Source organism: Streptomyces sp. NPDC037242, from assembly GCF_055604165.1.
The window spans coordinates 17,705-40,405 of record NZ_JBVJUY010000038.1; the positions used below are offsets into that span (position 1 = coordinate 17,705).

General features: G+C 70.5%; 25 protein-coding genes. 11 read left to right on the plus strand and 14 right to left on the minus strand.

From position 1 onward, the window contains the following. Nucleotides 1-93: 93 nt before the first annotated feature. On the minus strand, nucleotides 94-675 hold the full coding sequence (locus tag ACZ7GJ_RS32800) for an RICIN domain-containing protein (protein ID WP_470756835.1): 582 nt from the start codon (nucleotides 673-675) through the stop codon (nucleotides 94-96). Nucleotides 676-795: 120 nt separating this feature from the next. Between ACZ7GJ_RS32800 and ACZ7GJ_RS32805 the strand changes: the two genes are divergently transcribed. Together ACZ7GJ_RS32805 and ACZ7GJ_RS32810 are read left to right on the plus strand one after the other, a co-directional pair. Then, nucleotides 796-2,001, plus strand: a complete 1,206-nt coding sequence (locus tag ACZ7GJ_RS32805) for a sensor histidine kinase (RefSeq protein WP_470756837.1) — start codon at nucleotides 796-798, stop codon at nucleotides 1,999-2,001. Then, nucleotides 1,998-2,675 (plus strand): response regulator transcription factor, encoded by a 678-nt coding sequence (locus ACZ7GJ_RS32810; RefSeq protein ID WP_470756839.1) that lies wholly within the window; start codon nucleotides 1,998-2,000, stop codon nucleotides 2,673-2,675. The genes ACZ7GJ_RS32805 and ACZ7GJ_RS32810 overlap by 4 nt, the downstream gene beginning before the upstream one ends. A gap of 31 nt (nucleotides 2,676-2,706) precedes the next feature. Here the strand turns inward: ACZ7GJ_RS32810 and ACZ7GJ_RS32815 are convergent, their stop codons facing one another. The 4 genes from ACZ7GJ_RS32815 to ACZ7GJ_RS32830 form a co-directional block, all read right to left on the minus strand. Next, the gene (locus ACZ7GJ_RS32815; protein ID WP_470756841.1) at nucleotides 2,707-2,976 is read right to left on the minus strand and encodes a hypothetical protein; all 270 of its coding nucleotides are present in this window, start codon (nucleotides 2,974-2,976) and stop codon (nucleotides 2,707-2,709) included. Between the two features lie 51 nt (nucleotides 2,977-3,027). Further along, entirely contained in the window at nucleotides 3,028-3,294 is a 267-nt protein-coding gene (locus ACZ7GJ_RS32820; RefSeq protein ID WP_470756843.1) for a hypothetical protein, read from the minus strand. 97 nt (nucleotides 3,295-3,391) lie between these two features. Further along, a complete protein-coding gene (locus ACZ7GJ_RS32825; protein WP_470756845.1) occupies nucleotides 3,392-3,580 on the minus strand; it encodes a hypothetical protein in 189 nt (62 codons plus the stop codon). Nucleotides 3,581-3,585: 5 nt separating this feature from the next. After that, complete coding sequence (locus tag ACZ7GJ_RS32830; protein ID WP_470756847.1) at nucleotides 3,586-4,161, minus strand: DUF5994 family protein; 576 nt, start codon at nucleotides 4,159-4,161, stop codon at nucleotides 3,586-3,588. A 292-nt stretch (nucleotides 4,162-4,453) separates the two neighbouring features. On the opposite strand from ACZ7GJ_RS32830, the gene ACZ7GJ_RS32835 reads away from it, so the two are divergent. Continuing rightward, on the plus strand, nucleotides 4,454-4,942 hold the full coding sequence (locus ACZ7GJ_RS32835; RefSeq protein WP_470756849.1) for a DUF5994 family protein: 489 nt from the start codon (nucleotides 4,454-4,456) through the stop codon (nucleotides 4,940-4,942). A 46-nt stretch (nucleotides 4,943-4,988) separates the two neighbouring features. On the opposite strand, the gene ACZ7GJ_RS32840 is transcribed toward ACZ7GJ_RS32835, so the two are convergent. Beyond that, entirely contained in the window at nucleotides 4,989-5,189 is a 201-nt protein-coding gene (locus ACZ7GJ_RS32840; protein WP_470756851.1) for a hypothetical protein, read from the minus strand. 43 nt (nucleotides 5,190-5,232) lie between these two features. Beyond that, nucleotides 5,233-5,922, minus strand: a complete 690-nt coding sequence (locus tag ACZ7GJ_RS32845) for an alpha/beta fold hydrolase (protein WP_470756853.1) — start codon at nucleotides 5,920-5,922, stop codon at nucleotides 5,233-5,235. Between the two features lie 134 nt (nucleotides 5,923-6,056). Between ACZ7GJ_RS32845 and ACZ7GJ_RS32850 the strand changes: the two genes are divergently transcribed. Together ACZ7GJ_RS32850 and ACZ7GJ_RS32855 are read left to right on the plus strand one after the other, a co-directional pair. Next, a complete protein-coding gene (locus ACZ7GJ_RS32850) occupies nucleotides 6,057-6,470 on the plus strand; it encodes a maleylpyruvate isomerase N-terminal domain-containing protein (RefSeq protein ID WP_470756945.1) in 414 nt (137 codons plus the stop codon). A gap of 135 nt (nucleotides 6,471-6,605) precedes the next feature. Beyond that, nucleotides 6,606-7,052, plus strand: a complete 447-nt coding sequence (locus ACZ7GJ_RS32855; protein WP_470756855.1) for a type II toxin-antitoxin system PemK/MazF family toxin — start codon at nucleotides 6,606-6,608, stop codon at nucleotides 7,050-7,052. 94 nt (nucleotides 7,053-7,146) lie between these two features. Here ACZ7GJ_RS32855 and ACZ7GJ_RS32860 read toward each other — a convergent pair whose 3' ends face one another. The 5 genes from ACZ7GJ_RS32860 to ACZ7GJ_RS32880 form a co-directional block, all read right to left on the minus strand. Then, nucleotides 7,147-7,488, minus strand: a complete 342-nt coding sequence (locus tag ACZ7GJ_RS32860) for a MerR family transcriptional regulator (protein ID WP_470756857.1) — start codon at nucleotides 7,486-7,488, stop codon at nucleotides 7,147-7,149. Between the two features lie 739 nt (nucleotides 7,489-8,227). Continuing rightward, entirely contained in the window at nucleotides 8,228-8,539 is a 312-nt protein-coding gene (locus ACZ7GJ_RS32865) for an SCO5918 family protein (RefSeq protein ID WP_470756947.1), read from the minus strand. Between the two features lie 49 nt (nucleotides 8,540-8,588). Continuing rightward, on the minus strand, nucleotides 8,589-8,993 hold the full coding sequence (locus tag ACZ7GJ_RS32870; protein ID WP_470756859.1) for a CBS domain-containing protein: 405 nt from the start codon (nucleotides 8,991-8,993) through the stop codon (nucleotides 8,589-8,591). Nucleotides 8,994-9,039: 46 nt separating this feature from the next. After that, the gene (locus ACZ7GJ_RS32875) at nucleotides 9,040-10,554 is read right to left on the minus strand and encodes a DEAD/DEAH box helicase (RefSeq protein WP_470756861.1); all 1,515 of its coding nucleotides are present in this window, start codon (nucleotides 10,552-10,554) and stop codon (nucleotides 9,040-9,042) included. A gap of 308 nt (nucleotides 10,555-10,862) precedes the next feature. Then, nucleotides 10,863-11,066, minus strand: coding sequence for a cold-shock protein (locus ACZ7GJ_RS32880; RefSeq protein ID WP_470756863.1), 204 nt, complete (start codon nucleotides 11,064-11,066; stop codon nucleotides 10,863-10,865). Nucleotides 11,067-11,609: 543 nt separating this feature from the next. Between ACZ7GJ_RS32880 and ACZ7GJ_RS32885 the strand changes: the two genes are divergently transcribed. From ACZ7GJ_RS32885 to ACZ7GJ_RS32905, 5 genes are all read left to right on the plus strand, one after another. Beyond that, nucleotides 11,610-12,107: a SigE family RNA polymerase sigma factor gene (locus ACZ7GJ_RS32885; protein ID WP_470756865.1), complete on the plus strand. Its 498-nt coding sequence runs from the start codon at nucleotides 11,610-11,612 to the stop codon at nucleotides 12,105-12,107. Further along, a complete protein-coding gene (locus ACZ7GJ_RS32890; protein WP_470756867.1) occupies nucleotides 12,100-12,519 on the plus strand; it encodes a hypothetical protein in 420 nt (139 codons plus the stop codon). The genes ACZ7GJ_RS32885 and ACZ7GJ_RS32890 overlap by 8 nt, the downstream gene beginning before the upstream one ends. 81 nt (nucleotides 12,520-12,600) lie before the next feature. Further along, nucleotides 12,601-13,863 carry a mannosyltransferase family protein gene (locus ACZ7GJ_RS32895; RefSeq protein ID WP_470756869.1) on the plus strand — a complete coding sequence of 421 codons (1,263 nt, stop codon included), beginning with the start codon at nucleotides 12,601-12,603 and terminating at the stop codon, nucleotides 13,861-13,863. Between the two features lie 145 nt (nucleotides 13,864-14,008). Continuing rightward, complete coding sequence (locus tag ACZ7GJ_RS32900) at nucleotides 14,009-14,467, plus strand: SCO4225 family membrane protein (protein ID WP_470756871.1); 459 nt, start codon at nucleotides 14,009-14,011, stop codon at nucleotides 14,465-14,467. A 528-nt stretch (nucleotides 14,468-14,995) separates the two neighbouring features. Continuing rightward, nucleotides 14,996-15,937 carry a helix-turn-helix domain-containing protein gene (locus ACZ7GJ_RS32905; protein ID WP_470756873.1) on the plus strand — a complete coding sequence of 314 codons (942 nt, stop codon included), beginning with the start codon at nucleotides 14,996-14,998 and terminating at the stop codon, nucleotides 15,935-15,937. A gap of 150 nt (nucleotides 15,938-16,087) precedes the next feature. On the opposite strand, the gene ACZ7GJ_RS32910 is transcribed toward ACZ7GJ_RS32905, so the two are convergent. Then, nucleotides 16,088-17,680 carry an ice-binding family protein gene (locus tag ACZ7GJ_RS32910; protein ID WP_470756875.1) on the minus strand — a complete coding sequence of 531 codons (1,593 nt, stop codon included), beginning with the start codon at nucleotides 17,678-17,680 and terminating at the stop codon, nucleotides 16,088-16,090. A 982-nt stretch (nucleotides 17,681-18,662) separates the two neighbouring features. Here ACZ7GJ_RS32910 and ACZ7GJ_RS32915 point away from each other — a divergent pair. Then, nucleotides 18,663-19,661, plus strand: a complete 999-nt coding sequence (locus ACZ7GJ_RS32915) for a hypothetical protein (protein WP_470756877.1) — start codon at nucleotides 18,663-18,665, stop codon at nucleotides 19,659-19,661. 404 nt (nucleotides 19,662-20,065) lie between these two features. On the opposite strand, the gene ACZ7GJ_RS32920 is transcribed toward ACZ7GJ_RS32915, so the two are convergent. Continuing rightward, nucleotides 20,066-22,690 carry an RICIN domain-containing protein gene (locus tag ACZ7GJ_RS32920; protein WP_470756878.1) on the minus strand — a complete coding sequence of 875 codons (2,625 nt, stop codon included), beginning with the start codon at nucleotides 22,688-22,690 and terminating at the stop codon, nucleotides 20,066-20,068. Between the last annotated feature and the right edge of the window lie 11 nt (nucleotides 22,691-22,701).

A 22,701-nucleotide genomic window follows, 5' to 3' on the forward strand; every position in this document is an offset into this window, starting at 1 on the left:
CCCCATGAAAAAAAACCCAAACCACCCCCACACCCGGGCGCAGGCGCTATGGGGCGCTTTTCCCCCCCCCCCCCCCCCACCGCGGTGCAGCGGCTAGCCGAACTGGGCGTAGTTGTAGTACCGGTCGAAGCGCGGCACCCAGATGGTGGGCCACGGCACACCGGAGGTGCCGCAGGCACCGAACACCACGGCCGAGCGGCGGCCGGTGTCGTTCAGGCACAGCCCGGTGCCCACCGCCTGGATCTCCCAGTGGTCGCCCTTCTCGCCGCCCTGGAAGACCCACGTGAAGGTGGCGCAGCCCCAGCCGTCCGCCTGGACGAGGGAAGCGCCCTGGTAGACCGATCCGCCCTGCGCGCCGAGGCAGCGCGCGCCGCCCCAGGTACCGATCGCGAAGTTGCCGTTGCCCAGGCTGTGGAAGGTGAAGCGCTGGTGCAGCGCGCCCTTGCAGTCGTACGTCTGGATGATGGCGCCGGGGCTGGTGGACTCGCCCCGGATGTCGAGGCACTTCCAGCTGTACCCGGCCCGGATCTCGTAGATGGGCGCGCTGTACGGGGTGGTGCTGTAACGGATCGTCGGGTTCTCTGCGGCCTGCGCGGACGCGGGCAGCATCATGACGAACAACGCCGTGAGAGCGGCTATGACCCCGCTGCCGAACCGGCGGATATTTTGCGCCACGTTCTCTCCTGACTGGAAACAACTGACCGGGGACGAGCTTGACGCCGGAGAAGCTACCGAGATCCACTGAGCCTCCGGTACCCACCCTTTCAGGGGGGTGTGTTCACTGCGGAGGCTGTGGTGAGGGTGGGCGGCTCGGGGCTGCAGCGTGCCCAGCGGTTCATGATGCTGGCGACCGGCCTGTACCGGGCCAGCCACCTGGTGGCGGGCTTCGCGGCCGTGCTGCGCAAGGCGCCGGGCGAGGTCCTCCCCTGGGCGGTGTTCGGCGGAATGCTCGCGTCCAGTGCGTGGCTGTACGGGAACGCGTACGCGCGGGGCTGGTTCGACCGGCGCTGGGTGTGGGCCGACGTGCTGGTGACCGGGTGCTCGGTGCCGCTGCTGGTGTGCCTGGCGACCGGTGCGCGGTCGGGCGGCGGCTGGGTGCCGGGGGGCGCCGAAGTGTCCGTGTACGGATGGCTGTTCCTGCTGGGCGGGTCGGTGAGCGCGGCGGCGGGCGTCGCTCTGGCGCCGCGACCGGCCGTGGGGGCGGTTCTGGTCCTGCTCGGCACCACGCTGGCCGCGTACCTGTGGGTGATCGGGCCGGAGGCGGCTCCGGGGTCCGCGCTCGTCGGGCACCTCAACTCGGTGGTCTCCTCGGCCGTGATGGCCAGGGTCTTCTGGTGGTACCTGCGACGCCAGGGCACCCAGCTGGACGAGGCCAAGGAGCGGGCGCTGATCGCCGAGGCCGCGCGGGCCCGGCAGGCGGAGCGGATCGCGCACCACCGGGCCCTGCACGACACCGTCCTGGCCACGCTGACCACCATCGCCGCCGGCCGGGTGGACGCCAACACGTCCCCGGTGCGCGAGCGGTGCGCCCGCGAGGCGGCGTACCTGCGGCGGCTGATCCAGCGCGAGGACGACCCGGAGGCGGCCGGTGCGGAGGCTGCGGAGGTGGCGGTCTGCACCGCGCTGGAGGAGGCGGTGCACTTGGCCGAGTGCCTGGGCCTGGAGGTCACCGCCCAGTACCACGAGCTGCCGGCGGTGCCCCGCCCCGTGGCCACCGCGCTCGCGGCCGCCGTGTCCGAGGCCCTGAACAACGTACGGTGCCACGCCGCGACCGGGCAGGCCTTCCTGACGGCCGTCGGGGCGGACGGGGGCGTGTCCGTCACGGTGGTGGACCGGGGCGCGGGCTTCGATCCGAGAGCCGTGGGGTGCGGCAGCCCGAACGGGGCAGGGTCAGGGCTGCGGCGCTCCATCCACGCCCGGCTGGCCGACATAGGCGGCCGGTCCGAGGTCGACAGCGCCCCCGGCGAGGGCACCAGCGTGCAGCTGCGGTGGCCCGCGTGATCACCGTGGCCGTGGTGGACGACGACCGGATGCTCCGCGAGGGCCTGCGCTCCTGGCTGGCCGGGGTGGAGTGGTTACGGCTGCTGGCCGCGGTGGAGACGGTGGACGAGCTGCTCGCGGTGGGCGGCCGGCCCGCCGACGTGGTGCTGCTCGACCTGGTGCTGCGCGACGGCTCCGTCCCCGAGGAGAACGTCCGGCGGCTGTGTGCGGCGGGCAGCCGGGTGCTGGTGATCAGTACGGTCGCGGACCGGGCCCGGATCGTCGGCACGGTGGCGGCCGGAGCGGACGGCTACCTCACCAAGGACCACTCCCTGGAGACGCTCGTCGGCGCCGTGGAGACGGTGGCCGGGGGCGGTACGGCGCACTCCGTCGAGCTGGCTTTCGCCTGGGCGCACGACACCGGCCCGGCCCGGCCGCCGCTGGCCCCGCGCGAGCTCCAGGTCCTGCTCGACTACGCCTCCGGGCTCACGCTGAAGGCCACCGCGCGGCGGGCGGGGGTCAGCCCGAACACCGCCAAGTACTACCTGGACCGGGTCAAGGAGAAGTACCAGCGGGCCGGTCGGCCGACGTACACGAAGATCGACCTGGCCCTGCGCGTACGGGAGGACGGGCTCAATCCCCAGGACCGCCCCCAGCACCGCCCCCAGCACCACCGCGAAGCCCCAGGTCGCTGACCCGGGGCTTCGCCATGGAGCGGGAGGGGCTTCAGCCGTGTTCTTCCTCGGACTCCATGCGCCGGATTCCCTCGTGGGTGAGGGTGACCATCGCGGGGGTGTTGCCCGGTTCCCAGTCGACGGTGATCAGGCCTTCGCCGGCCAGGTAGGTGCAGGCGGCGGCCAGGTCCTGCTCCGGTACGTGGAGGTCGCGCCGCAGCTGCGCTCCGGTGATGCCGAGGAGGCGGTTGCCTTCGACGGCTTCGTACAGGACTCGGAGCACCTGTTCGCGGTAGCCCTGGCGTTCGCGCAGTGTGGCCATGACCGCGTCCTTTCGTGTGTGGGGGGCGGGCTCCGGGGCCCGTGGGGGCTCTCAGGTCTCGTCGGAGTGGGCGCCGGCGCCGACGGCGCTCCGGCTGGCGGCCAGCCAGGAGCGGGCGGGGACGGCGGGTGTTGCCGTGTCCACGGTGAGGTGGAGGCGGGTGTCGCCGTCGAGGCCGGGGTAGCTGCGCTGTTCCGCTCCTGCGAAGCAGCCGCGAAGGGCTTCCGCGACCGCGCGGGCGGCTTCGGGGGTGTGCGCGATGATCCGTACCTCGGCGTGCCCGAGCGACGGCAGGGTCTGGGTCTCGATGTACTTCACGTGGGCGTGTTCCCTTTCGGAGGGGGCGAGAAGCCGACGGCTGGGGCGCCGTGGCGCCCCACCCGCTGCCCGGGGGGGCGGAGGAAAGGTCTGTCGCTCACCGGCCGCCGTGCACGTGGTGAGCTCGACGACCGGTGTCGTCGGGCAGGCCGGGAGGTCTCGGCAGGGGTTCGCTGAAGCGGTAGGCCTCGATGCGGGCGTCGTGCTGGGCGTTCAGCAGGTGGATCAGCCGTACGCCGATCCCGGTCGCGAGGATGATCGCCGCGATGAGGACGAGGGTCTCCATGTCGCTCACCTCCAGGTGTTGCCGGGCAGCGGGAGGGCGCGCCGGCCGAGCAGGTTCCCGTAGGGGGACATGCAGGCCCCGCCTTCGTTCTCCCAGCCGACTTCCTGCCGCTGAACGTCGCGGATGCCGCGCCCGATGGCGGCTTCGTTGGCCATCAGGACGCCCGCGGTGAGGACGCTGCCGGGGATCGCCGCGGCGGCCATCAGGCGGCCTGCGGCTGCGGGTGCGGTCTCGGGCGGGATGACGAGGAGGTCCCAGCGGCCGAGGGTGTAGGAGAGCAGGATCAGCTTGTCGGGGTCCTGTTCGGTGAACCAGCCCACGTGCAGCGTGCGCCCGTCCATGGCAACGGTGTGCGGTACGACGGGCCAGCGGGTGGGGTTCACGGTGACGCGGGTGATGCGGCCCCAGGGCTCGTCCAGGGCTGCCAGCAGCACCGGGAGCTCGGCTGCGAGGTCGCGGGAGCGGGGCCACCAGGCGCCGTCCAGCTGGCCGGCGAGCGTGGTGTTCGGGGTGAGGGACAAGCGGGCCGGAAGCTCTGCGGCGAGGTCGCGGGGCGCGGTCCGTTCGAGGGTCGTGGTCATGATGTGGACCTGCCCCCGGACTGCCCGTCGGCAGCCCGGTTTTTAGGCGATCGCCGGAAATGACACCCGCGTGAAAGCCGGTGTGCGAAGTACTTCCGGTGCTTTCACTCTACGCCTGTCCGATGGGTAATCACCCGTGTGACCAGGTAATTTCCGGCAGAGGCGCCGTGGAGAGCGGCGGTGAGGGTGGCGGGAGTACCGTGAAACGACGGCGCGCTCGCGTACGTCGACGGTCGGGCACCGGCTGCGACCTGCGACGGAGCGCGACCGCACTCGTAGACGGGCGGATCCCATGGCTGACTCCGACATCCCCCACACGCCGCCGCTGCTCCTGCCGGATGCGATCCACCAGGCGGTCAAACCCGGCACGGCCCTGTTGCGGCTGGAGACCACACGGTCCCGGGAGGGCCTCCTGGACGGCGCGTGGTGGCCCCGCACCCGCGACATCGAGACCGAGCTGCCCGCGCTGATCGGCGTGCTGACCGGGCATCTCGGGCCGATCACTCGTGTGGCCGTGGACGCGTCCGCCTGGAACGGCCTCCCGACCCGTCTGGTCATCGACGACCAGGTCGTGCACATCGACTCCGACCCGGTCGGCGACGACACCGTGCTCATCACCCGCGGCGACAACGACCACTTCGTCCTGCTCGTCGTGCCCCCGGCCACCACGGCCGACGCGGCCCGCGAAGCGATGGCCCGCGCCGTCCGCGCCGACAACATCACCGGGGCCGCTCAGCTCCTCGTCGCCACCACACCCGACCCCGGGGCCCGGCCGGCGTGACTGCGGACCGGCCGGGCCCCGGGCGAGTGGGCGAGTGGTGTTCTCGTCAGAAGCTCTCGTCGTGCAGGTCCTCTTCGCGCAGCAGGTCGTCCTCGCGGCGGCGCGAGGCCTCCTTCTGACCCGGCTTCTGTCCCTGCTTGCGGGACGACTTGCCCGGCTGGGCGTGCGCGGGGTCTCCGGGGCGATGGTGCTCCTGTGCCTCGCGGCTCTTGCCCGGCTCCTGACGCTTGTCCTGCGTACCGTCCATGACGGCGACTCCTCTTGATGTGGGTACGGATTCCTTGGGTTTCCTAGACCGATTTCGCGGCGGTTCGGATCGTGTCGAGCACGAGGTCGGGGTCGGAGAGCATGGGGACGTGGCTCGTGTCGGCCTCGACGGTCGTGGAACCCATGCGCTGGGCCATGAAGCGTTCCAGCTCCGGGTTGATGGCGTGGTCCTGCTTGGCCACGATGAACCAGCTGGGCTTCGACTTCCAGGCGGGGTCGTCGGTCTTGGCGGTGGCGAGCAGGTCCGCGGGCGGCGCGCCCTGAGTAGCCCAGACGAGCTGTTGTTCCTGCTCGGACAGGTCTCCGCAGAAGTGCGAGATGCCGTCCCGGGCGATCCAGATGCGTCCGTCCTCGACGTCGAGGTGGGAGAACAGCGGCGGGGCGTCGTACTTGGCAATCAGGTCCTGCGGTGTCTCGCCCGCGTCCGGGCCCAGTGCGGCGATGTAGACCAGTCCGGCGACGCGCTCGTCGTTGCCGGCCGCGGTGATGACGAAGCCGCCCCACGAGTGGCCCACCAGGATGGCCGGGCTGCTGACCCGCGCCAGCGCGCGGGCGACCGCGTCGACATCGCCTTCCAGTGTCTCCAGGGTGTTCTGGGCGGACACCACCTCGTACCCCTCCTGCTGGAGCACGGAGATCACCTTGCTGAAGCAGGAACCGTCGGCCCACAGACCATGCGCGAATACGATGCTCGGCTTGGTCGACCTCGCCATGGTGCGCTCCTCCGCTCGGCACGGATCGCAGGTCCGCGCTCTCTGCCGGAAGTCCACCCCAGCAACGGCCAGGGCGCACCTCCGGTGACCCAACCGGGCAGGGCAAGCGCCGAGAGGTCTGGACAACCCGGCTCCTGCCCGGCGGTCACGCGGCGGGACCGGCCGACGACGCCGCCTTCGCCGAGGACTTCGCCGCGACGTGGCGGCGGGCCGATCGGCTGTGCAGGGCTCAACCGGCCGGTCGGACCGTGCGTACCCGTCATGGCGACGCCATGCTCCTGTCGGAGTTCCTGCTCACCCGCGTCGTGGAAGTGGCCGTCCACGGCCTCGACCTGGCCGACGCGCTCGGGCGCGAAGCCCGGCTCACCCCGGCGGCCGGTGACGCCGTGACGGAGCTGCTCCTCGGCCCGGAGCACGCTGTGGTGGCCGACAGGTTGGAGTGGAGCCGTCCCCACTTCCTGCGCAAGGCCACCGGCCGGGAGCCGCTGAACGAAGCGGAGGCCGCACAGGTCGAACAGCTCGGCATCCGCTGGCTCGCCCTGGGCTGACTTCTGCGCCTGCCCGTGACTCGAAAAGCTTCAATGCCCAGGTGGCGTGGCGAACTGGGCGCGGATGCGAGACGGTTGGTTCGATGTGGATCGCGCTCGGACGCGTCCACCCGCCGTCCTGCACCAGGAGGACTTGTGCAACGTGGCGAAGTCTGGTGGGTCGACTTCGACGAGCGGCTGCCGGTCGTACTGCTGTCGGGAGACGTGTCCGGGATCCGGGTGATGCAGGTCGTCGCCCCGGCGGGCGTCGACATCAGCGGTCTGGGCGTCGAAGTGGCCGTGGGTGCCATGGAGGGACTGCCCTTTGAAGGTGTGCTGCGGTTCGCGTTCCCGCGTCCGGGCTTCACCCCCTGTACGTGGCTGACCACCGTGTCCCCGGACGACCTGATCGAGCCGGCGGGCGTCCTGTCCTCCGCGAAGCTCAGTGAGATCGAGGATGCCATCCGACTCGCCGAACAGGCGAAGGAGGGGACCCCGGCGACCACCGCGAAGCTCGACGAGATCAGGGACGCCCTTCGTCTCGGTGGACTCGGGTGGGCGGGCGGGCCGCACTCCCGCTCCGTGGGAACGAACGCGCGCTGACGGCCTGGTCGGGCCGCGCGAAGACGGCGAGCGAGCCGTCACGGTCGAGCTGCCGAGCGAGGGCACGCAGGCCCACTGCCTCGCACAGGCAGGGTCACTCTGCGGCTGGTGGATGGGGTTTCTCGCTGGCGCGGCGGTATTCGGCGTTGATGCGCTGGGCTTCTTCGAGTTGGTCTTCGAGGATGATGATGCGGCAGGCGGCCTCGATGGGTGTGCCCTGGTCGACGAGTTCGCGGGCGCGGGCGGCGATGCGCAGTTGGTAGCGGGAGTAGCGGCGGTGGCCGCCGTCGGAACGCAGCGGGGTGATGAGGCGGGCTTCGCCGATGGCGCGGAGGAAGCCCTGGGTCGTGCCGAGCATGGCCGCGGCCCGGCCCATCGTGTAGGCGGGGTAGTCGTCGTCATCGAGACGATCGCCGAACGAGTCGTGTGCTGTCACTTGCACCTCTCTCTGTGGAACGCATGGAGGGGCCCTGGTGCCGTACGGCACCAGGGCCCCGAAGGAACTGTTACACCATCTGCCGACCCTAGTACTGCGTCGGCCTTCTGTTGCCGCATGCCCGGCCGAGATGCTGCCGGGGGTACGGGGATCGCGGTTGCTTGACCGGGGACCACCTCACTGTCGATGTCCTGCGGTACCCGGGCTCAGACTTCCGCCCGGGCGATCCTGATGGCGCTGGGCTCCTCCGTTCTTCCCTCGGTGATCAACTGCTTACCCAACGGGGGACTTCGTACTGCTGGTACTGCTCTCCTGCGTACTGCTACTGCGTTGTGGCCTCACCTGGCGCCACTCTTCGGCAACCAGCCCCGTCGCCCGTCCTGCATCTGCTCTGGCTTGGAACCCCACTGCCGAACTTCCCGGTGCGCGCGCCCGCAGCCGACGCCTTCACCGAGGTGCTGCTCACTGGCTTCACTGCTGGGTACTGCGGGTCCTGCTGCCCGGCAGTTCGTCTCTGCCGGGCCCTGCTGTCTCTCTGGGTTACGAGAGAAACCATAACCACGCCACTACCCAATGTCTACTCTGGCCGTCATAGATTTTTGCATGTTCGACAGTGAGGTAATCGACCTCGAACGGCAACGGCGCAGAGGAGTACGGCGGTACGCGGGAGGGCCCCACCGGCACATGCCGGTGGGGCCCCGCTCGTCGTGCTCGTGCCGACTCGCGCCGGTCCTGTCCGTCAGACGGCCACCGGGGTGCCGAGCATCGCGGATGCCTGCTGGAGCGGGCTGAGGGCGCGTGCGGGCGCGGCGGCCACGGGGAGGTCGCGGCAGGTGAAACCGAGCTTGGCCATGGCCCGGAGGACTTCGCCGGCGCTGAAGTCGCGGCGGTCCTGGCGGGTGAGGACCTGGCCGACCTGCTTGACGGGGTAGGTGCGGCGGCCGATGATCACGGACTCGCCGATGACCTGCTCGGGCTTGACGCCCTTCATGGATTCCAGGACGCCGCTCTTGGTCAGGTCGAACGGGAAACGGGCGATGACGCAACGCATGATGCCTCGCAGGGAGAAGAGGAGGACGGTCCGGCCGCGGTGGGTCGGTTCAGCGGGCAAGGGCGAGGACGCCCAGAGCGCTGCCGTGTTCGTCGACGACGGGCAGGGCCTCAAGCCGGCGGTAGCGCATCGCGTGTTCGGCTTCGGCCATCGTGGTCGTGGGCGAGGTGAACGGCCCGTGGCCGCCCAGGATCTCGCGCAGGCGCACCCGGTCCGTGTACGCGTCGCTGTCACGGACGGCGGCGAGCTGGGCCTGGGTGACCAGTCCGGTGCACACGCCGTCGTTGTCGCAGACGAGTAGATGTCCCGCGTGGGCGCTGGTCATGACGGCCAGGGCCACTTCGACCGTCATGTCGTCACAGACCTGTGGTCCGGCGGCCTTCATGGCGTCGTGCACCGTCCGGTGCACAGGGTTGGCGTTCGTCGAGCGGGGCTGCATCTGGACCAGCGTCAAAAGGTGCCTCCTGCAGAGTCGGGTCAGCTTCCTGATCACGTGGTTCTCAGGCCGCCGCATAGGAGGCGGACTGCCGCACGTTCACGCGCCGGGCAGCCGCCGCGGGACTGCGTCGGCCGCGGGTGGTCGCGCCGCGCTTGGGCCGTTCGGAGGCCGGCGCGGTGATGGTGACGGGGATGCCGGAGGGGACCCGGGCGCCTGTGATCCGGCTCAGGGCTTCGTCGCCGGAGCGGACCTGGGTGGTCACGGGGACGATGCCGGCGGCGGCCATGAGGCGGGCCATGTCGCGGCGCTGATTGGGGGTGACCAGGGTGACGACGCTGCCCGACTCGCCTGCGCGGGCGGTACGGCCGCCGCGGTGGAGGTAGTCCTTGTGGTCGGTCGGCGGGTCGACGTTCACGACGAGGTCGAGATTGTCGACGTGGATGCCGCGGGCGGCGACGTTCGTGGCGACCAGGACGGTGACGTGCCCGGTTTTGAACCGGGCCAGGGTCCGGGTGCGCTGGGGCTGGGTCTTCCCGCCGTGGAGCGCGGCTGCGCGTACCCCGCTGTCGAGGAGGTCCTGGGTGAGGCGGTCCACGGCGTGCTTGGTGTCGAGGAACATGATCACCCGGCCTTCGCGCGCCGCGATCTCGGTCGTCGTCCGGTGCTTGTCAGTGCCGTGGACGTGCAGGACGTGGTGCTCCATCGTCGTGACCGCGCCCTGGGACGGGTCCACGGAGTGGACGACGGGGTCGGTGAGGTACCGGCGGACGAGGAGGTCGACGTTGCGGTCCAGCGTCGCGGAGAACAGCATGCGCTGGCCCTCGGGGCGTACCTGGTCCAGGAGGGCGGTGACCTGGGGCATGAAGCCCATGTCGGCCATCTGGTCGGCTTCGTCGAGGACGGTGACGCCGACCTGGTTCAGGCGGCAGTCACCTCGGTCGATGAGGTCCTTGAGGCGGCCCGGCGTGGCGACGACGACTTCGGCGCCCCCGCGCAGCGCATGCGCCTGCCTGCCGATGGGCATGCCACCGACGACGGTGGCCAGGCGGAGCTTGACCGCGCGGGCGTACGGGGTGAGGGCATCGGTCACCTGCTGGGCCAGCTCGCGGGTGGGGACGAGGACGAGGGCGAGCGGCTGGCGGGGTTCGGCGTGCTGTCCGGCGGTCCGGGCCAGGAGGGCCAGGCCGAAGGCGAGGGTCTTCCCGGAGCCGGTGCGGCCGCGGCCCAGGACGTCGCGGCCGGCGAGGGAGTTCGGCAGGGTCGCGCCCTGGATCGGGAACGGCACGCTCACACCCTGCGCGGCGAGCGCGGCCAGGAGCTCGGCGGGCATGTCGAGGTCCGCGAACGCCTCGACGGCGGGCAGCGCGGGAGTGATCGTCTTCGGCAGGGCGAACTCGCCCTGTACCGCGGCGGGTCGGCGGCCGTAGCCGCCCGAGCGGCGCGGAGCTTCGGAGCCGCTCCGCGCGGACGAACCGAAGCGGCTGCCCCGAACGGAACCGGCGGCGGACCCGAAAGCCGGGCCGCCGGTGCGACCGCGGGTGCGAGAGGACCGGTCGTTCGTACGTGTGGGATTCATTCAGAACCTTCCTTGATACGCCGCGTATCAAGGAATGCCCGCAGCGGAGGAGCAGCGCGGGGAATCACGAGAACGGGCCGAATGGAATGCGAAAGCGGACCTTTTCCGCGGAATCCGTGCGGGCGTGGTCGCTGGAATGGGGGATGCTGTGCGGGCGCGAAATGCCAGTGAATTGAGCTGGGTTCGGCTCCGAGGGAGCTGGATCCCTGAAGGTTTAGCTGCCGCAGGTGAAACCGCTGCGGAAATGGGTGCAGCTGGGGCCCGCACCCCGAGGGATGCGGGCCCCAGCTACAAAATGCGCGTCAGCGTCAGGCGGGGAGGATGTTCTCGGCCGTCGGGCCCTTCTGGCCCTGTGCGATGTCGAAGGTCACCTTCTGACCTTCGGCAAGCTCCCGGAAGCCCTGGGTGGCGATGTTCGAGAAGTGGGCGAACACGTCCGCGCCGCCACCGTCCTGCTCGATGAAGCCGAAACCCTTTGCCGCGTTGAACCACTTCACGGTGCCAGATGCCATGTCGAATCTCCTTTGGGGCAGTACACCGGAATCCGCACTGTACGGATACCGTGTCGCCGCGATGATGCCCCGCCCGGAAAGTGGCCCGGAAATACAAAGCGCTCCCGTGTGGCTCGGAGGCCGCATGGGGGTGCTTGAAGTTTTTGGGTACCAAAACTGCAACTGAGATCGACAGTAGCACGCCGCAGTGGTTTGTGCGCGTAAAATAATTCGACCTTGCGTGTTGCGGTAAATACTCTCCCCGCGGGGTTCGTGAAATTCTAAGACCGCGGGCGCAGATATTGGCTCACCCCGAGTGCAGCGTTTCGGAGTCAAGGACCTCCGCCGCCAGCGGCGACGTGCAGTCCATCGGGACGTGACCCTGAGGGGCGGGGTCCGGACGCCGCGTCGCCGTAGGCTGCCGGGCTGACGTGATCACCGCTGACGCGTGTCCGCCGTATCCGGTTCCGTGATGAGCGCCACTGTGTTTCCTCCCGTCCGGTGTCGACCGGATGCCCTGGGCCGGGCGTATGCCCAGTGAAGCGAGAGATCCGGGAGTGGCTGTTGACCGTCGAGGAGTTCGAAGAGTTCTACGCCCAGACGGTCGCGCGGCTCACAGGGCAGCTGTACGTGATGCTCGGCGATCTGCACGAGGCGCAGGACGTGGTGCAGGAGGCGTTCGTCAAGGGCTGGAGCCGGCACCGGCAGCTGGACCGCGACGGGCGGCCCGAGGCGTGGATCCGTACGGTCGCCTGGCGGCTGGCCGTGAGCCGGTGGCGCTTTCGGCGGCGCAATACGGAGGCGTGGCGGCGCAGTGGTGCGCCGCCCGATGTCGAGGGCCCCGGGCCGGATCAGGTGGCGCTGGTGGAGGCGTTGCGTGAGCTTGCGCCGCAGCAGCGCCGCACGCTGGCGCTGCACTACCTGTGTGATCTCACCGTCGAGCAGATCGCCGAGGAGACGCATCTGTCCGCCAGCACCGTCAAGACACATCTGTCGCGCGGGCGCGGTGCGCTCGCGGTTCGCCTGCAGGACCCGTGCCGTGAGGAGGCTTCCGGTGACTGAGCACCACGATCCGCTGCGGTCGCTGTTCCAGCAAGCCGCCGACTACGGGCAGTCCCGCGCCGACGCGGCACCCGCCGCGCGCATCGCCGAGCGGGGAAGGCGGTCCCACCGGCGCCGCGTGGCGCTCGCGGCCGCGGGTACGTGTCTGGTGCTGGCGGGCGGCGGCACGGCTGCGGCCGTGCTCCTGCCGCAGGGCCCGGCTCCCGTCGCCCCGGCCACCACCCCCTCGCCGAGCGCGCCCGCTGCGCCCACTGTCGGCCGGACGGCCACCTCACCTCCCACGGGGGCGACTCCGACACATCTGCCGGTGACGCCGGCGTCGACGTCGGCGCCCACGCCGACGCCCACATCGACGTCGACGCAGACCTCGACGCAGCCTCCGGCCCGCGGGCACAGCACCTCGCCGCCCTGATCTTGATCCCGCTCACCCCGTGACCCGGCGGGCCGCCACCGGGCAGGCCCGCATACCCCAGAATGCCCGAAAGATCCCGCTATGCCCTATATATCGCCCGAGCTGCGCCAGCATCGCCCCCTGCCCGGACACCGTCCCCCGCAGCACGAACCGGCCCCGCAGCGTTCCCGCACACAAGCCGAACCCCCTCCCGAGCCCCTGAGCCGACGAGTGTTCCGGCTGCCGCGCGACGACCGTGAGGTGCTGTGGCTGTACCTGCTGACCCGGGCAGGTCTGTGGGTCACCGCCTACTGCGCGCGGTGGCTGTTCCCCGCGGACCCGGAGACCCCCGAGGCCGCCCCGGTCCTCGCGCCGTTCCAGCAGTGGGACTGGTACCACTACCTGCACATAGCCCGCGAGGGCTACTTCCCCGACGGGGCAGGCCCCTTGCCGAGCCACCAGGACAACCGGGAGGCGTTCTTCCCCGGCTTCCCGCTCGTGCTGCGCGCCGTGCACGTCATCGTCCCCAACTGGACGGCTGCCGGACTGCTCATATCCTTCGTCGCGGGGGGCGTCGCCGTCGTGGCACTGGCCCGCATCGCCCGGCTGCACCTGCGCCTGCCCGGCGCGGACACGGGCCGGCGCGCGGTGCTGTTCTTCCTCCTCTCCCCGTGCGCGGTCTTCCTGGCCGTCGGCTACACCGAGGCGCTCTTCCTCGCCCTCGCGCTCCCCGCCTGGCTCGCCGCCCAGCGCCGCAACTGGCCCCTCGCCGCCACCCTGACCGCCCTGGCCACCGCCGTACGCGTCAGCGGCCTCTTCCTCGCCGCCGCCATAGCCGTGCACTTCCTCCTCGTCGCGCGCCGCCACTGGCGCGCACTGCCCTGGCTGGCCCTGCCCGCCCTCCCCGCAGCCCTGTACGCCTGGTACCTGCACGCGTACACCGGCGACTGGCTGGCATGGAAACACGCCGAGGAACGCGGCTGGTACCGCGACTTCCACGCCCCCTGGGACACCTGGTCCCACACCTGGACCGGCGCCTTCGGCCACACCCAGAGCACCGGATACGCCTTCATGTTCCAGGCCGAACTGCTCGCCCTGCTCGTAGGGCTCCTCCTGCTCGGCCTCCTGCTGAAGCAACGCCGCTGGGCCGAAGCCACCTACACCGGCCTCACCCTGTGGGCGCTGGGAACCTCCTACTGGTACATGTCCATCCCCCGAGCCACCCTCCTGTTGTGGCCCCTGTGGATCACCCTTGCCGCCTGGAGCCTGCGCAGACCACGGATCAAGACCGTCTACCTGTGCCTCGCCGCACCCCTGAGCACGGTCTTCGCCCTCACCTTCCTCACGGGGCGATGGGCCGGCTGACACGTCCTTCGCGTCTGCCCGCCGTACACGGCTCTGACCAGGTACGCAGGGCGGCGCAGGATGAGTAGGCGTACTCAGGTGGAGATCCTCGGCAGCTTCGAGACTGGGCGCAGGTCGAACGAAGCGGAACGGAACGGGGAACGTCATGGTGCGGCGCTGGTCGAAGCCGGAGATGTGGGTGCCGGGTGGATACCTGGCGCTGGTGGTCGCGATGCTGGTCTACGTCGCGGTCGGCAGCCGGACCGGAGACATCGGGTTCTTCGGAGTCTGGCCGATCCTCGCCACCGCGCCGGTCAGCGTTGTGCTGCTGAGCTTCCTCGTACCCACGCCGGACGCCCCGGACGAGCCGGTCCCGGAGGGGCCCGTCTACGAGGGCTCGCAGCCGCCTCCCAAGCCGGAGCCCACGGAGTTCCTGCCGGAGTCCGCCCCGCGCCCCGCGGACTGGGTGGCACCGGACACGTCCATCGACACCAAGCTCGACATGTGGTCCGAATTCGGCTTCTACGGCGTGGTCCTGGTCGGCGCCATCGTCAACGCCGCGGCGATCTGGGCCCTGCTCCGCTACGTTGCGCGGCGGCGCGACGCCAGGAGCGCGCGGGTCTAGCCGTCCGGGCTGACCATCACTCCCCGCCGGTCAAGACCGGGGCGCGACCGGTACCGGCGCTGCCCTTCCGCAGCCTCCCAGTCACCTGGCCGGCGGACCTGACCCTGTGGCGAACTTTCGGCATCAGGGACAGGACCGTGCCGGTGATCGTGGTGAGGCCAAGGCCGAAGCGGGGTCGCCGACGCCGGCGCGATCCGATGGCGCGCCCGTAGCGGACACGTCCACGATGACTGCGCACTAGGCGGCCGTTCGCCGGAAGGCGTGAACGGGCTGGCATATTACTCGGAAATCTGCACCGGAGTGCGCTCCGTTCGGGGAAATTTTCGATTATCGAGGTCGCCTCGGGACGATATGCGAATGCCTGTTAATTTCAGCCGGAAAATATGGTCGGCCGAGTGAGGGTGATGCGAATTCCGGTCCTTCCTCGCCCGGCGCGGATCGCCGTGAGCGACACGGAGTCAAGGCGGATCCGGTAGCCCCTGCCGTGGCAATCTGTTCGCCAGTGCAAGGTTCTTTTGGAGCGGAGGTATGCGTCCCGTGGGCGTCACTGTGAATCCCACCGTCAGCAGACGCCGACTGGGGTCGGAACTGCGCAGGCTTCGGGAGGTCAGCGGAATGACGACGCAGCAGGTGGCGGAACGCCTGCTGATCTCCCAGCCCAAGATCAGCCTGCTGGAGAATGGTCACCGCCTCATCAAGCCGCGCGACGTGCGCGACCTCTGCGCGCTGTACGGAGTCCAGGACCAGCGGCGTATTGACCACCTGATGCAACTGGCCGGGGAATCGGGTCAGCAGGGCTGGTGGAATTCCTACGGCGATATCTCGTACGGCGCCTACATCGGTCTGGAGGCCGCGGCGGCCGCCATTCGTTTCTACGAGTCCATGGTGATCCCCGGCCTGCTGCAGACTCCCGCCTACGCCCGGGCGGTCATCGCAGGAACGATCCCTCAGGCCACTGCCGAACAGGCCGCCAGGCGCCTCCAGGTGCGGCTGCGGCGCCAGAGCCGGTTGGGTGCCCCGCACAACCCGCTGCGCTTATGGGTCGTGCTGGACGAATCGGCGCTGCGGCGCGTCGTGGGCGGCCGCGAGGTGATGCGGGAACAACTGGACCATCTGATCCAGCTCAGCGCCCGGCCGCACATCACCCTGCAGGTCCTCCCTCACGACGTGGGTGCGCACCCGGGCGTATCGGGACAGTTCGCGCTGCTCGAATTTGCCGACGCGACCGATGTGAGCGTGGTGTATCTCGAAAGGTTCACCAGCGACCTCTATCTGGAGAAACGATCCGACGTGCGGTGCTACAGCGACATGTATGCGCACTTGCAGGCCCAGGCGCTGGGCCCGGACCGTACGCGCCATTTCATCGAGGATGTCGTCAAGACGTACGGCGGTACGCAATCCTGCCATGACCTCCGCCGGTCAGGGCAGGGAGTTCAGCGCGTGCAGGAGCCCTGTCCTTCGATGTCCTGACGACAGGGCCTAGCCCCGCCGAGCCCCTGGACGATGAGTCCAGGGGCTCGGCCGCCGAACGGCTGACGAGGACGTCCCATGTGCTTGACCGGGGCTCCGGCTCCGACCCCCGATGGCTCAGGGACGGGAGGCGGTCACGTCCGCGATGGGCTAGTCCTGTCGAGTCGCCGTACGTCGGACTCGCTTCATGGTGAAGAGGACCGAGCCTCCGATGAATGCGAGCGCGGCGGCGGAGGCGGCCAGGATGCCGGGCCCGCTGCTTGCGTGGTTCGCGGCGAGTGCGGGCGACACTCCCTCCGGCTGCTGGGGGGTGGCGGCGCTCACGTGGGCGAAGTTGACGCTCTTGGCCGCGTGGCCGGCGAGGTTGCCCGGCAGGAAGTCGGCCCATGGGGGCTTGCCGTCGTGGCCGTGGCCGGGTCCGCCCTCGTCGGGCCCGTCGTGGCCGTGGCCGGGTCCGCCCTCATCGTGGTCGTGGTGCCCGTGGCCGGGTCCGCCCTCATCGTGGTCGTGGTGCCCGTGGCCGGGCCCGTCCTCATCGTGGTCGTGGTGCCCGTGGCCGGGTCCGCCGTGGTCACCCTTTTCGCCCTTGTCCCCGCGCGGCCCCTTGGGTCCTGCGGGTCCGGCAGGTCCGGCGGGTCCGGCGGGTCCGGCAGGTCCTGCGGGCCCTGCGGGTCCGGCGGGTCCGGGTGAGCCGACCGGTCCGGGGCTGCCGACGGGTCCGGGCGAGCCGACCGGTCCGGGGCTGCCGACGGGTCCGGGTGAGCCGGTCGGGCCGGGTGCGCCGGGGGATCCGGGGGCACCGGGCGAGCCGTCAGGGCCGGGTGCGCCGACCGGTCCGGGGCTGCCGACGGGTCCGGGTGAGCCAGTCGGGCCGGGTGCGCCGGGGGATCCGGGGGCACCGGGCGAGCCGTCAGGGCCGGGTGCGCCGACCGGTCCGGGGCTGCCGACGGGTCCGGGCGAGCCGGTCGGGCCGGGGCTGCCGACGGGTCCGGGTGAGCCGTCAGGGCCGGGTGCGCCGGTCGGTCCGGGGCTGCCGGTCGGGCCAGGGGCGCCCGTTGGGCCGGGCGAGCCGGTCGGGCCGGGCGAGCCGGTCGGTCCGGGAGGTCCGGGAGGTCCAGGCGGGCCAACGGCGCAAGCCGCCCTCGTAATGGTGTTGTTGTCCAGCGTGACCGCGCCGTTGCGTGCGAGGGCCCGGCCTTCGATCACGGCGCCGGTGTTCACCGAGATGGACTCCAGGGCCAGGATGTTGCCCTTGAACTGGGAGGTCGTGTCGATCGTGGCGGAGCTGCCCACCTGCCAGAACACGTTGCAGGCATTTGCGCCGTTGATGAAGGCAACGACACTCGCCGGAGCCGTGATCAGGGTCGAGGGGATCCGGAAGATGAAGACGGAGGCGGGGTCGTTCTGGCCGTCGAGAGTGACCGTCCCGGTGATGCCCACGGTCGACGGGGCGGTGTAGACGCCGGGCGCCAGCGTGAGTCCGCCGATCTCGGCCGAAGCGAGCACGGTCCCCGGTCCCCGGCCTGCCGCGTCGTTGTAGGCGGTGACGAGGTCGTTCTTCGCCTGAAGGGCGGCGGCGTCGGGGGCGATGCGCTGCACTCCGTTGACGATGCCGGGCGGAAAGCCGGTCACCGATGTGCCCGGATAGAGTCCCAGGTCGCCGTTGATGATGGTGGGGGTGTTCGTGTTGGTGACCGTCGAACCGGCCAGAACTGCGTAGTTGGTGGCGGTCCCCAGCCCCACAGGGGCTTCCGCGGCGTGAGCGGAATGCGGGACCAGGGTGGCCGCCGCCAGGAGCGCGGTGGGAAGCAGGAAGATGGCTCCCCGTTTGAGCAGTCTTTGTTGAGGCCTTCTGTCGGGTGGATCCGACCGAATGGCATCCAACGCCATAGCAGGACCTTTCTGTTGCTTCGAGCCTCAGTCCTCCCGACGGAGGACCTCGGGCGCCCGTGACGGTCACCGGACAGGGCGGAGGCCCCCCACCTGCGGTCCCTCGTGCCGGCTCACCCTGGGCGGGGCGAGCGACTCCCTGCCAGAGGTAGTAATACGCCGTGGCCCGGCATTACTCACGCATATTGCAGGGCAATACCCCGTATATCGGAAAAATGGGTCTACTTGGGTGACGGAATGTCAGAATGCCGGAAATGTCTCGTACTCATATACGAATCCGCTGCGCCGACCGTGCGCCCGACGATTCATCGGAAGGCGTTCCGCGAAGGCCGACTGGCGATGCCCTGGTCATCACCGGAGCGATCGGCATGCGCCGGGTGCTGCGCGGTGCCCCCGGTGGGACCTGGGCCCCGCGCATGGTCGGCGTCCCTGTCGGCGCTCCCGAGGCGGCATGGCGGGCTACCTCGCGAGCCCCAGGTCGCTGACCTGGGGCTTCGTTATGGAGCGGATGACGGGAATCGAACCCGCGCAGCCAGAAGGCCTGGCCGGCCTCGGCCTCCACCAGAAGCTGTGCGGGTTGCCTGTCGTCAAGTGAGGCCCACCAAAAGGTGCGCTGGCGAGGGCGCGGCGGCGGTCGAGGCCGTGGGTGTCCATGGCGGGGCCGCCGGGGCGGGCGAAGGCCTCCGCCTCCGCCGTCGTATGCCCGTTATCCGTGGCCGGTGGTCGTCCGCACTGTCAACTGCCCGCCATTACCCCTGAGGTAATCGTTTTCTCTGGCGCCCGCGAAGAAGCTTGATCCATCGAAGCGATCAAGCGATCACGGACGGGGAACGACATGAACATGCGGCGGTACACGCGCACCGGAGTGTTCGCGGCGGCCACTCTCCTCGCAGGCCTCACCATCGGTGCCGCGCCGGCCACCGCCACCGCCGAGGGCGGCCAGTGCGCCGAGGTCCGCGAGAAGGCAGACCGGCTCGAAGGGCGGATCACCCCGAACGCCTGCGCCTTCATGAAGCGGCAGATCGTCTTCGGCGAGGCCCCCAGCCTCCAGACCTACCTGGACATCTTCGACGAGGAGGCCAGCCTCTGGGAGGCCGGCGGCAAGCCCCAGCGCGGCCACGAAGTGATCGGCGCCTCGATCAGCAACTCACTCCGCCTTGTGCCGGACCTCCGCTACCGCGGCACGAACGTGGTCGCCGACGGCGCCGTGATGATGTTCGGCCAGCAGAACACGGTCACCCTCAAGGGCCACAAGGTCAGCTACCCGCAGATCGCCCGCAACGTCCTCGGCGATGACGGCAAGACCATCCAGGCCCGCCGCTACTACGACCGCTACGAGCTGTTCCAGGTCTTGCCCGAGTCTCAGCGGCCCCGCCCCCTCTTCGCCGGCATCGCCGACCCGGCCGGCCCCGGCCCGCGCGGAGCGGCTCCCGACCGGTTCCGCGCCCAGGAAATCCCCGGCCGCCTCGCCGCCTGGAACAGCGGGGACGCCGCCGCGCTGGCCGCCCGTACCGGCAACGCCAAGCTGGCCGGGCCCGGCCTGGACCGGTCGCTGACCACGCAGGAGGGCAAGACCGCCTACCTGCAGCGGCTGTTCGAGAACGCCGACGTCGAGTTCAAGGCGGGCCAGGTCGCCTTCGGCCGCACCACCACCTACATCGAGTGGCATGGCACGATGACCGACCCCAACGGCACCGACCCCAAGGGCAACATCCCCTTCGGGATCGTCGAGCGCATTGGCCCGAAGGGCGAGTGGGAGCTCTATTTCGACACCCTGCCGGTGATCGCGGACGAGGACGAGATCCGCGGCCTGTTCAAGGCGCTCGCGAGCTAGGTGAGGCGTGCACCAGCTGCTCCCTGAGCTGGCCTCGTGCGGTGTCCTGCGGGCCGAGTCCGCCGGAGGTGAGGGCGGTGAGGGCCAGGCCGGCGGCCGTCGGTCTGGAGTAGGGATCGTCCGGGATGCGGGGCCAGCCGCCGTCGGCCCGCTGGGAAGCCGGGAGTGCCGGGGTGGCGGTGTGGCTGGCACGGTGCGGGGCAAGCGCCGATCCGGTCTCCGCGGCGCCGTAGGACGGCGGGAGGTACCAGTCGGAGGCACGCGGGCCGGGAGAGGTCTAGACAACGAAGAAGGCCCGGGTCGCTGACCTGGGCGTCCCGTCGAGGGGGCGGGGAGGCGTCTTTCCTCAGCCATGGCGGGGCCGCAGGCAGTCGTGCCTGCGGCCCCGCTCGGGTGCGCTGGGGTCAGGACGGGTCGCCGTACTGGAGACCGCGTCCGTTGGTGCCGACGTAGACCCGCCCGTAGGTGTCGGGGTCGCCGGTGATGACGCCGCTGCCGCCGATGTTGCCCCACTGGTGGGCGTCGTCGTTGACGCGGAGCCAGGTGGCGCCCATGTCGGTGGAGCGGAAGACGCCGGTGACGTCCTTGACGGTACCGATCAGGTACAGGGCCTGGTAGGAGGCGCCCGGCGCGGCCTTGCCGAAGCCGAGGGCGGAGGCGGACTTCACCGTGTTGAGCGTCGTGAAGGTGCTGCCGCCGTCGGTGGAGTGCAGCAGCCCCTTGTCAGCGCCGGCGATCCACAGGTCCCCGGCGATGCCGGGGACGGCCGTGAGCCGGCCGGCGGGCAGGTTGCCGGCGCGGGCGGTGAAGGTCGCGCCGCCGTCAGTGCTGGCGTAGAGCGTGCCGCCGGACAGGGAGTAGAAGGTCCTGGCCGAGGAGCGGTCGGCGACGACCACGGCGTCGTTGCCCAGGCCGCTGACCCTCGACCAGCTCGCCCCGTTGTCGGTCGAGCGGTACGGGGCCTGACCGGCCTCGGTCCAGACGATGGCGGAGCCGTCCGCCGCGAGTGCGACATGGCCGTCCTGGGCACCGGCCACAGGCTCTGCCTTGAAGCCGGTCCAGCTGCTGCCGCCGTCGGTGGAGTAGGCGCCGTCCTGCGCGCCGCCACGGCCGACGCGGACCATCATCGAGGGCTTGGACTGGGCGAAGTCGATATCGGTGCTGTTGGTCATCATCGGGTTGCTCAGCCGCCCGGCGGGCACCTTGGTCAGGTCGTCGTGCCGGAAGCCGCCCTGGTCGCCCATGGAGGTGATGACGGTGGCGCCGCCGGGAGGGGCGATCGCGTCCAGCAGCGCGGTCTCCTCCAACCCTCGGGCGCCCATGCTCCAGTGGCTGGTGCCGCCGCTGTCGGAGGCATTGGCGTCCTTGCTGCGCAGGATGCCGTTGCCGGTGCCGTACAGCACGTGCCCGGAGTCGAAGGGATCGATGGCCAGGGCGGTCATCCAGTGCCCGGTGTGAGTGCCGACGTAAGGAGCGCCGGAGGCGTCCCGCACCGACTTGTCGGCCAGTGCCTTCCAGTTCGAACCGCCATCGGTGGTCCGGTAGATCTCGTCCTCGGGCCACCAGCGGCCGAGGGTGGTGACCATGACCGTGGACGGCTTGCGCGGGTCGACCGCCAGCCCGGAGAAGCCGTAACTTCCCTGGGACGGTGAGATGTTCTTCCACGCCCCGCTGCCCGGCGCGTACTTCCACACCGTACCCGCCGTCACGCCGTTGGGTCCGAGATTGTTGGTGTACGTCAGGTACAGCGATCCGTCACCGGAGAGCACGCCGTGCTGCGGCATCTGGCCGGCGGGCTGCCCGGGGACGGCCTGCCAGGTGCTGCCGCCGTCGGTGGAGCGGTACAGGGAGGTGGATCTGTCGGCGACGCCGACGTAGACCGTCTTGCTGCCGGCCGGGCCGTACGTCACGAAGGAGATGCCGCCGCCGCTGCTCGCCCCGTCCTTGACGGGGAACGAGGAGACCTGGCTCCATGTGACGCCGTGGTCGGTGCTGCGCCACAGGCCGTTCTTGCGGCTGCCGAGGAGCAGGTTGGCGTTGTTCGCGGGGTCGACCACCAGCCGCTCGCCCGCCCCGCGGCCGTCCTCGTTGGCGCCCAGCTTGAAGGGCAGATCGCTGCGCTGGAAGGTGCGGCCACGGTCCTTGGAGCGCAGGATCGCGCCGTTGCCCGCCCAGCTGTTGGTGTAGGTGCCCGCCGCGAGGTAGAGCCGGTCGGCGTCCACGGGGTCGGTGGCCAGCGAATCGATGCCCAGCAGGTTCCAGTCCTTCTCGCCGACCCAGTCGGTCAGCGGGATCCACTGCTCGGCCGCGGTGTCCCAGCGGTAGGCGCCGCCCATGTCTGTGCGCGCGTACAGCAGGCCCTTCTCACGCGGGTTGAACACCAGCCCGGTGACGTAACCGCCGCCCACGACCTGGGCGTTGCTCCACACATACGGTCCGGTCCCGCCCGCCGGGGACTCGGCCGTCCTCACCAGCTTCCACTGCTGGTTGGTGCTGCCCTTGCCGGGATACTGGATGACCACCGCGCCGTCGGCCGTGGAGCCTCCGGAGACGTCCAGGACCTGGCCGCTCCTGCGGGAGGTGAAGGTGACGGCGTCGGAACCGCTCACCTCGTCGATCCGCCACTCCTGGGAGGCGGAGGAGCTGTCGGTCTGCTGCTCGGCGGCGGCCTTCTCGGCGGTCGAATCGCCCGCTATGCCCAGCACTTTGCCGCTGTTGCGGTTCACCAGCTCGTAGTAGCCGTCCCCGGCGGGTCGCAGCTTCCACTGCTGATTGGCGGTGTTCTGGTCGGTCCACTGCTGGATGCGGGTGCCGTCGGCCGTGGAGAAGGCGTTGACGTCCAGCGCCTTGCCGCTGCGTACGGAGACCAGCCGGTAGTAGGCATTGCCGTCGACCGTCGCGGCCTGCGAGTCGTCCTGCACGAACAGGAGGTACGGCACGACGAGGGCGGGCGCTCCGAGCAGCAGTCCGGTCGCGGTCCAGCGACGGCGGTGACGCCCGCGGCGCCCACGGTTCGTGGGGTTCTTCATGGGGGGTTTCT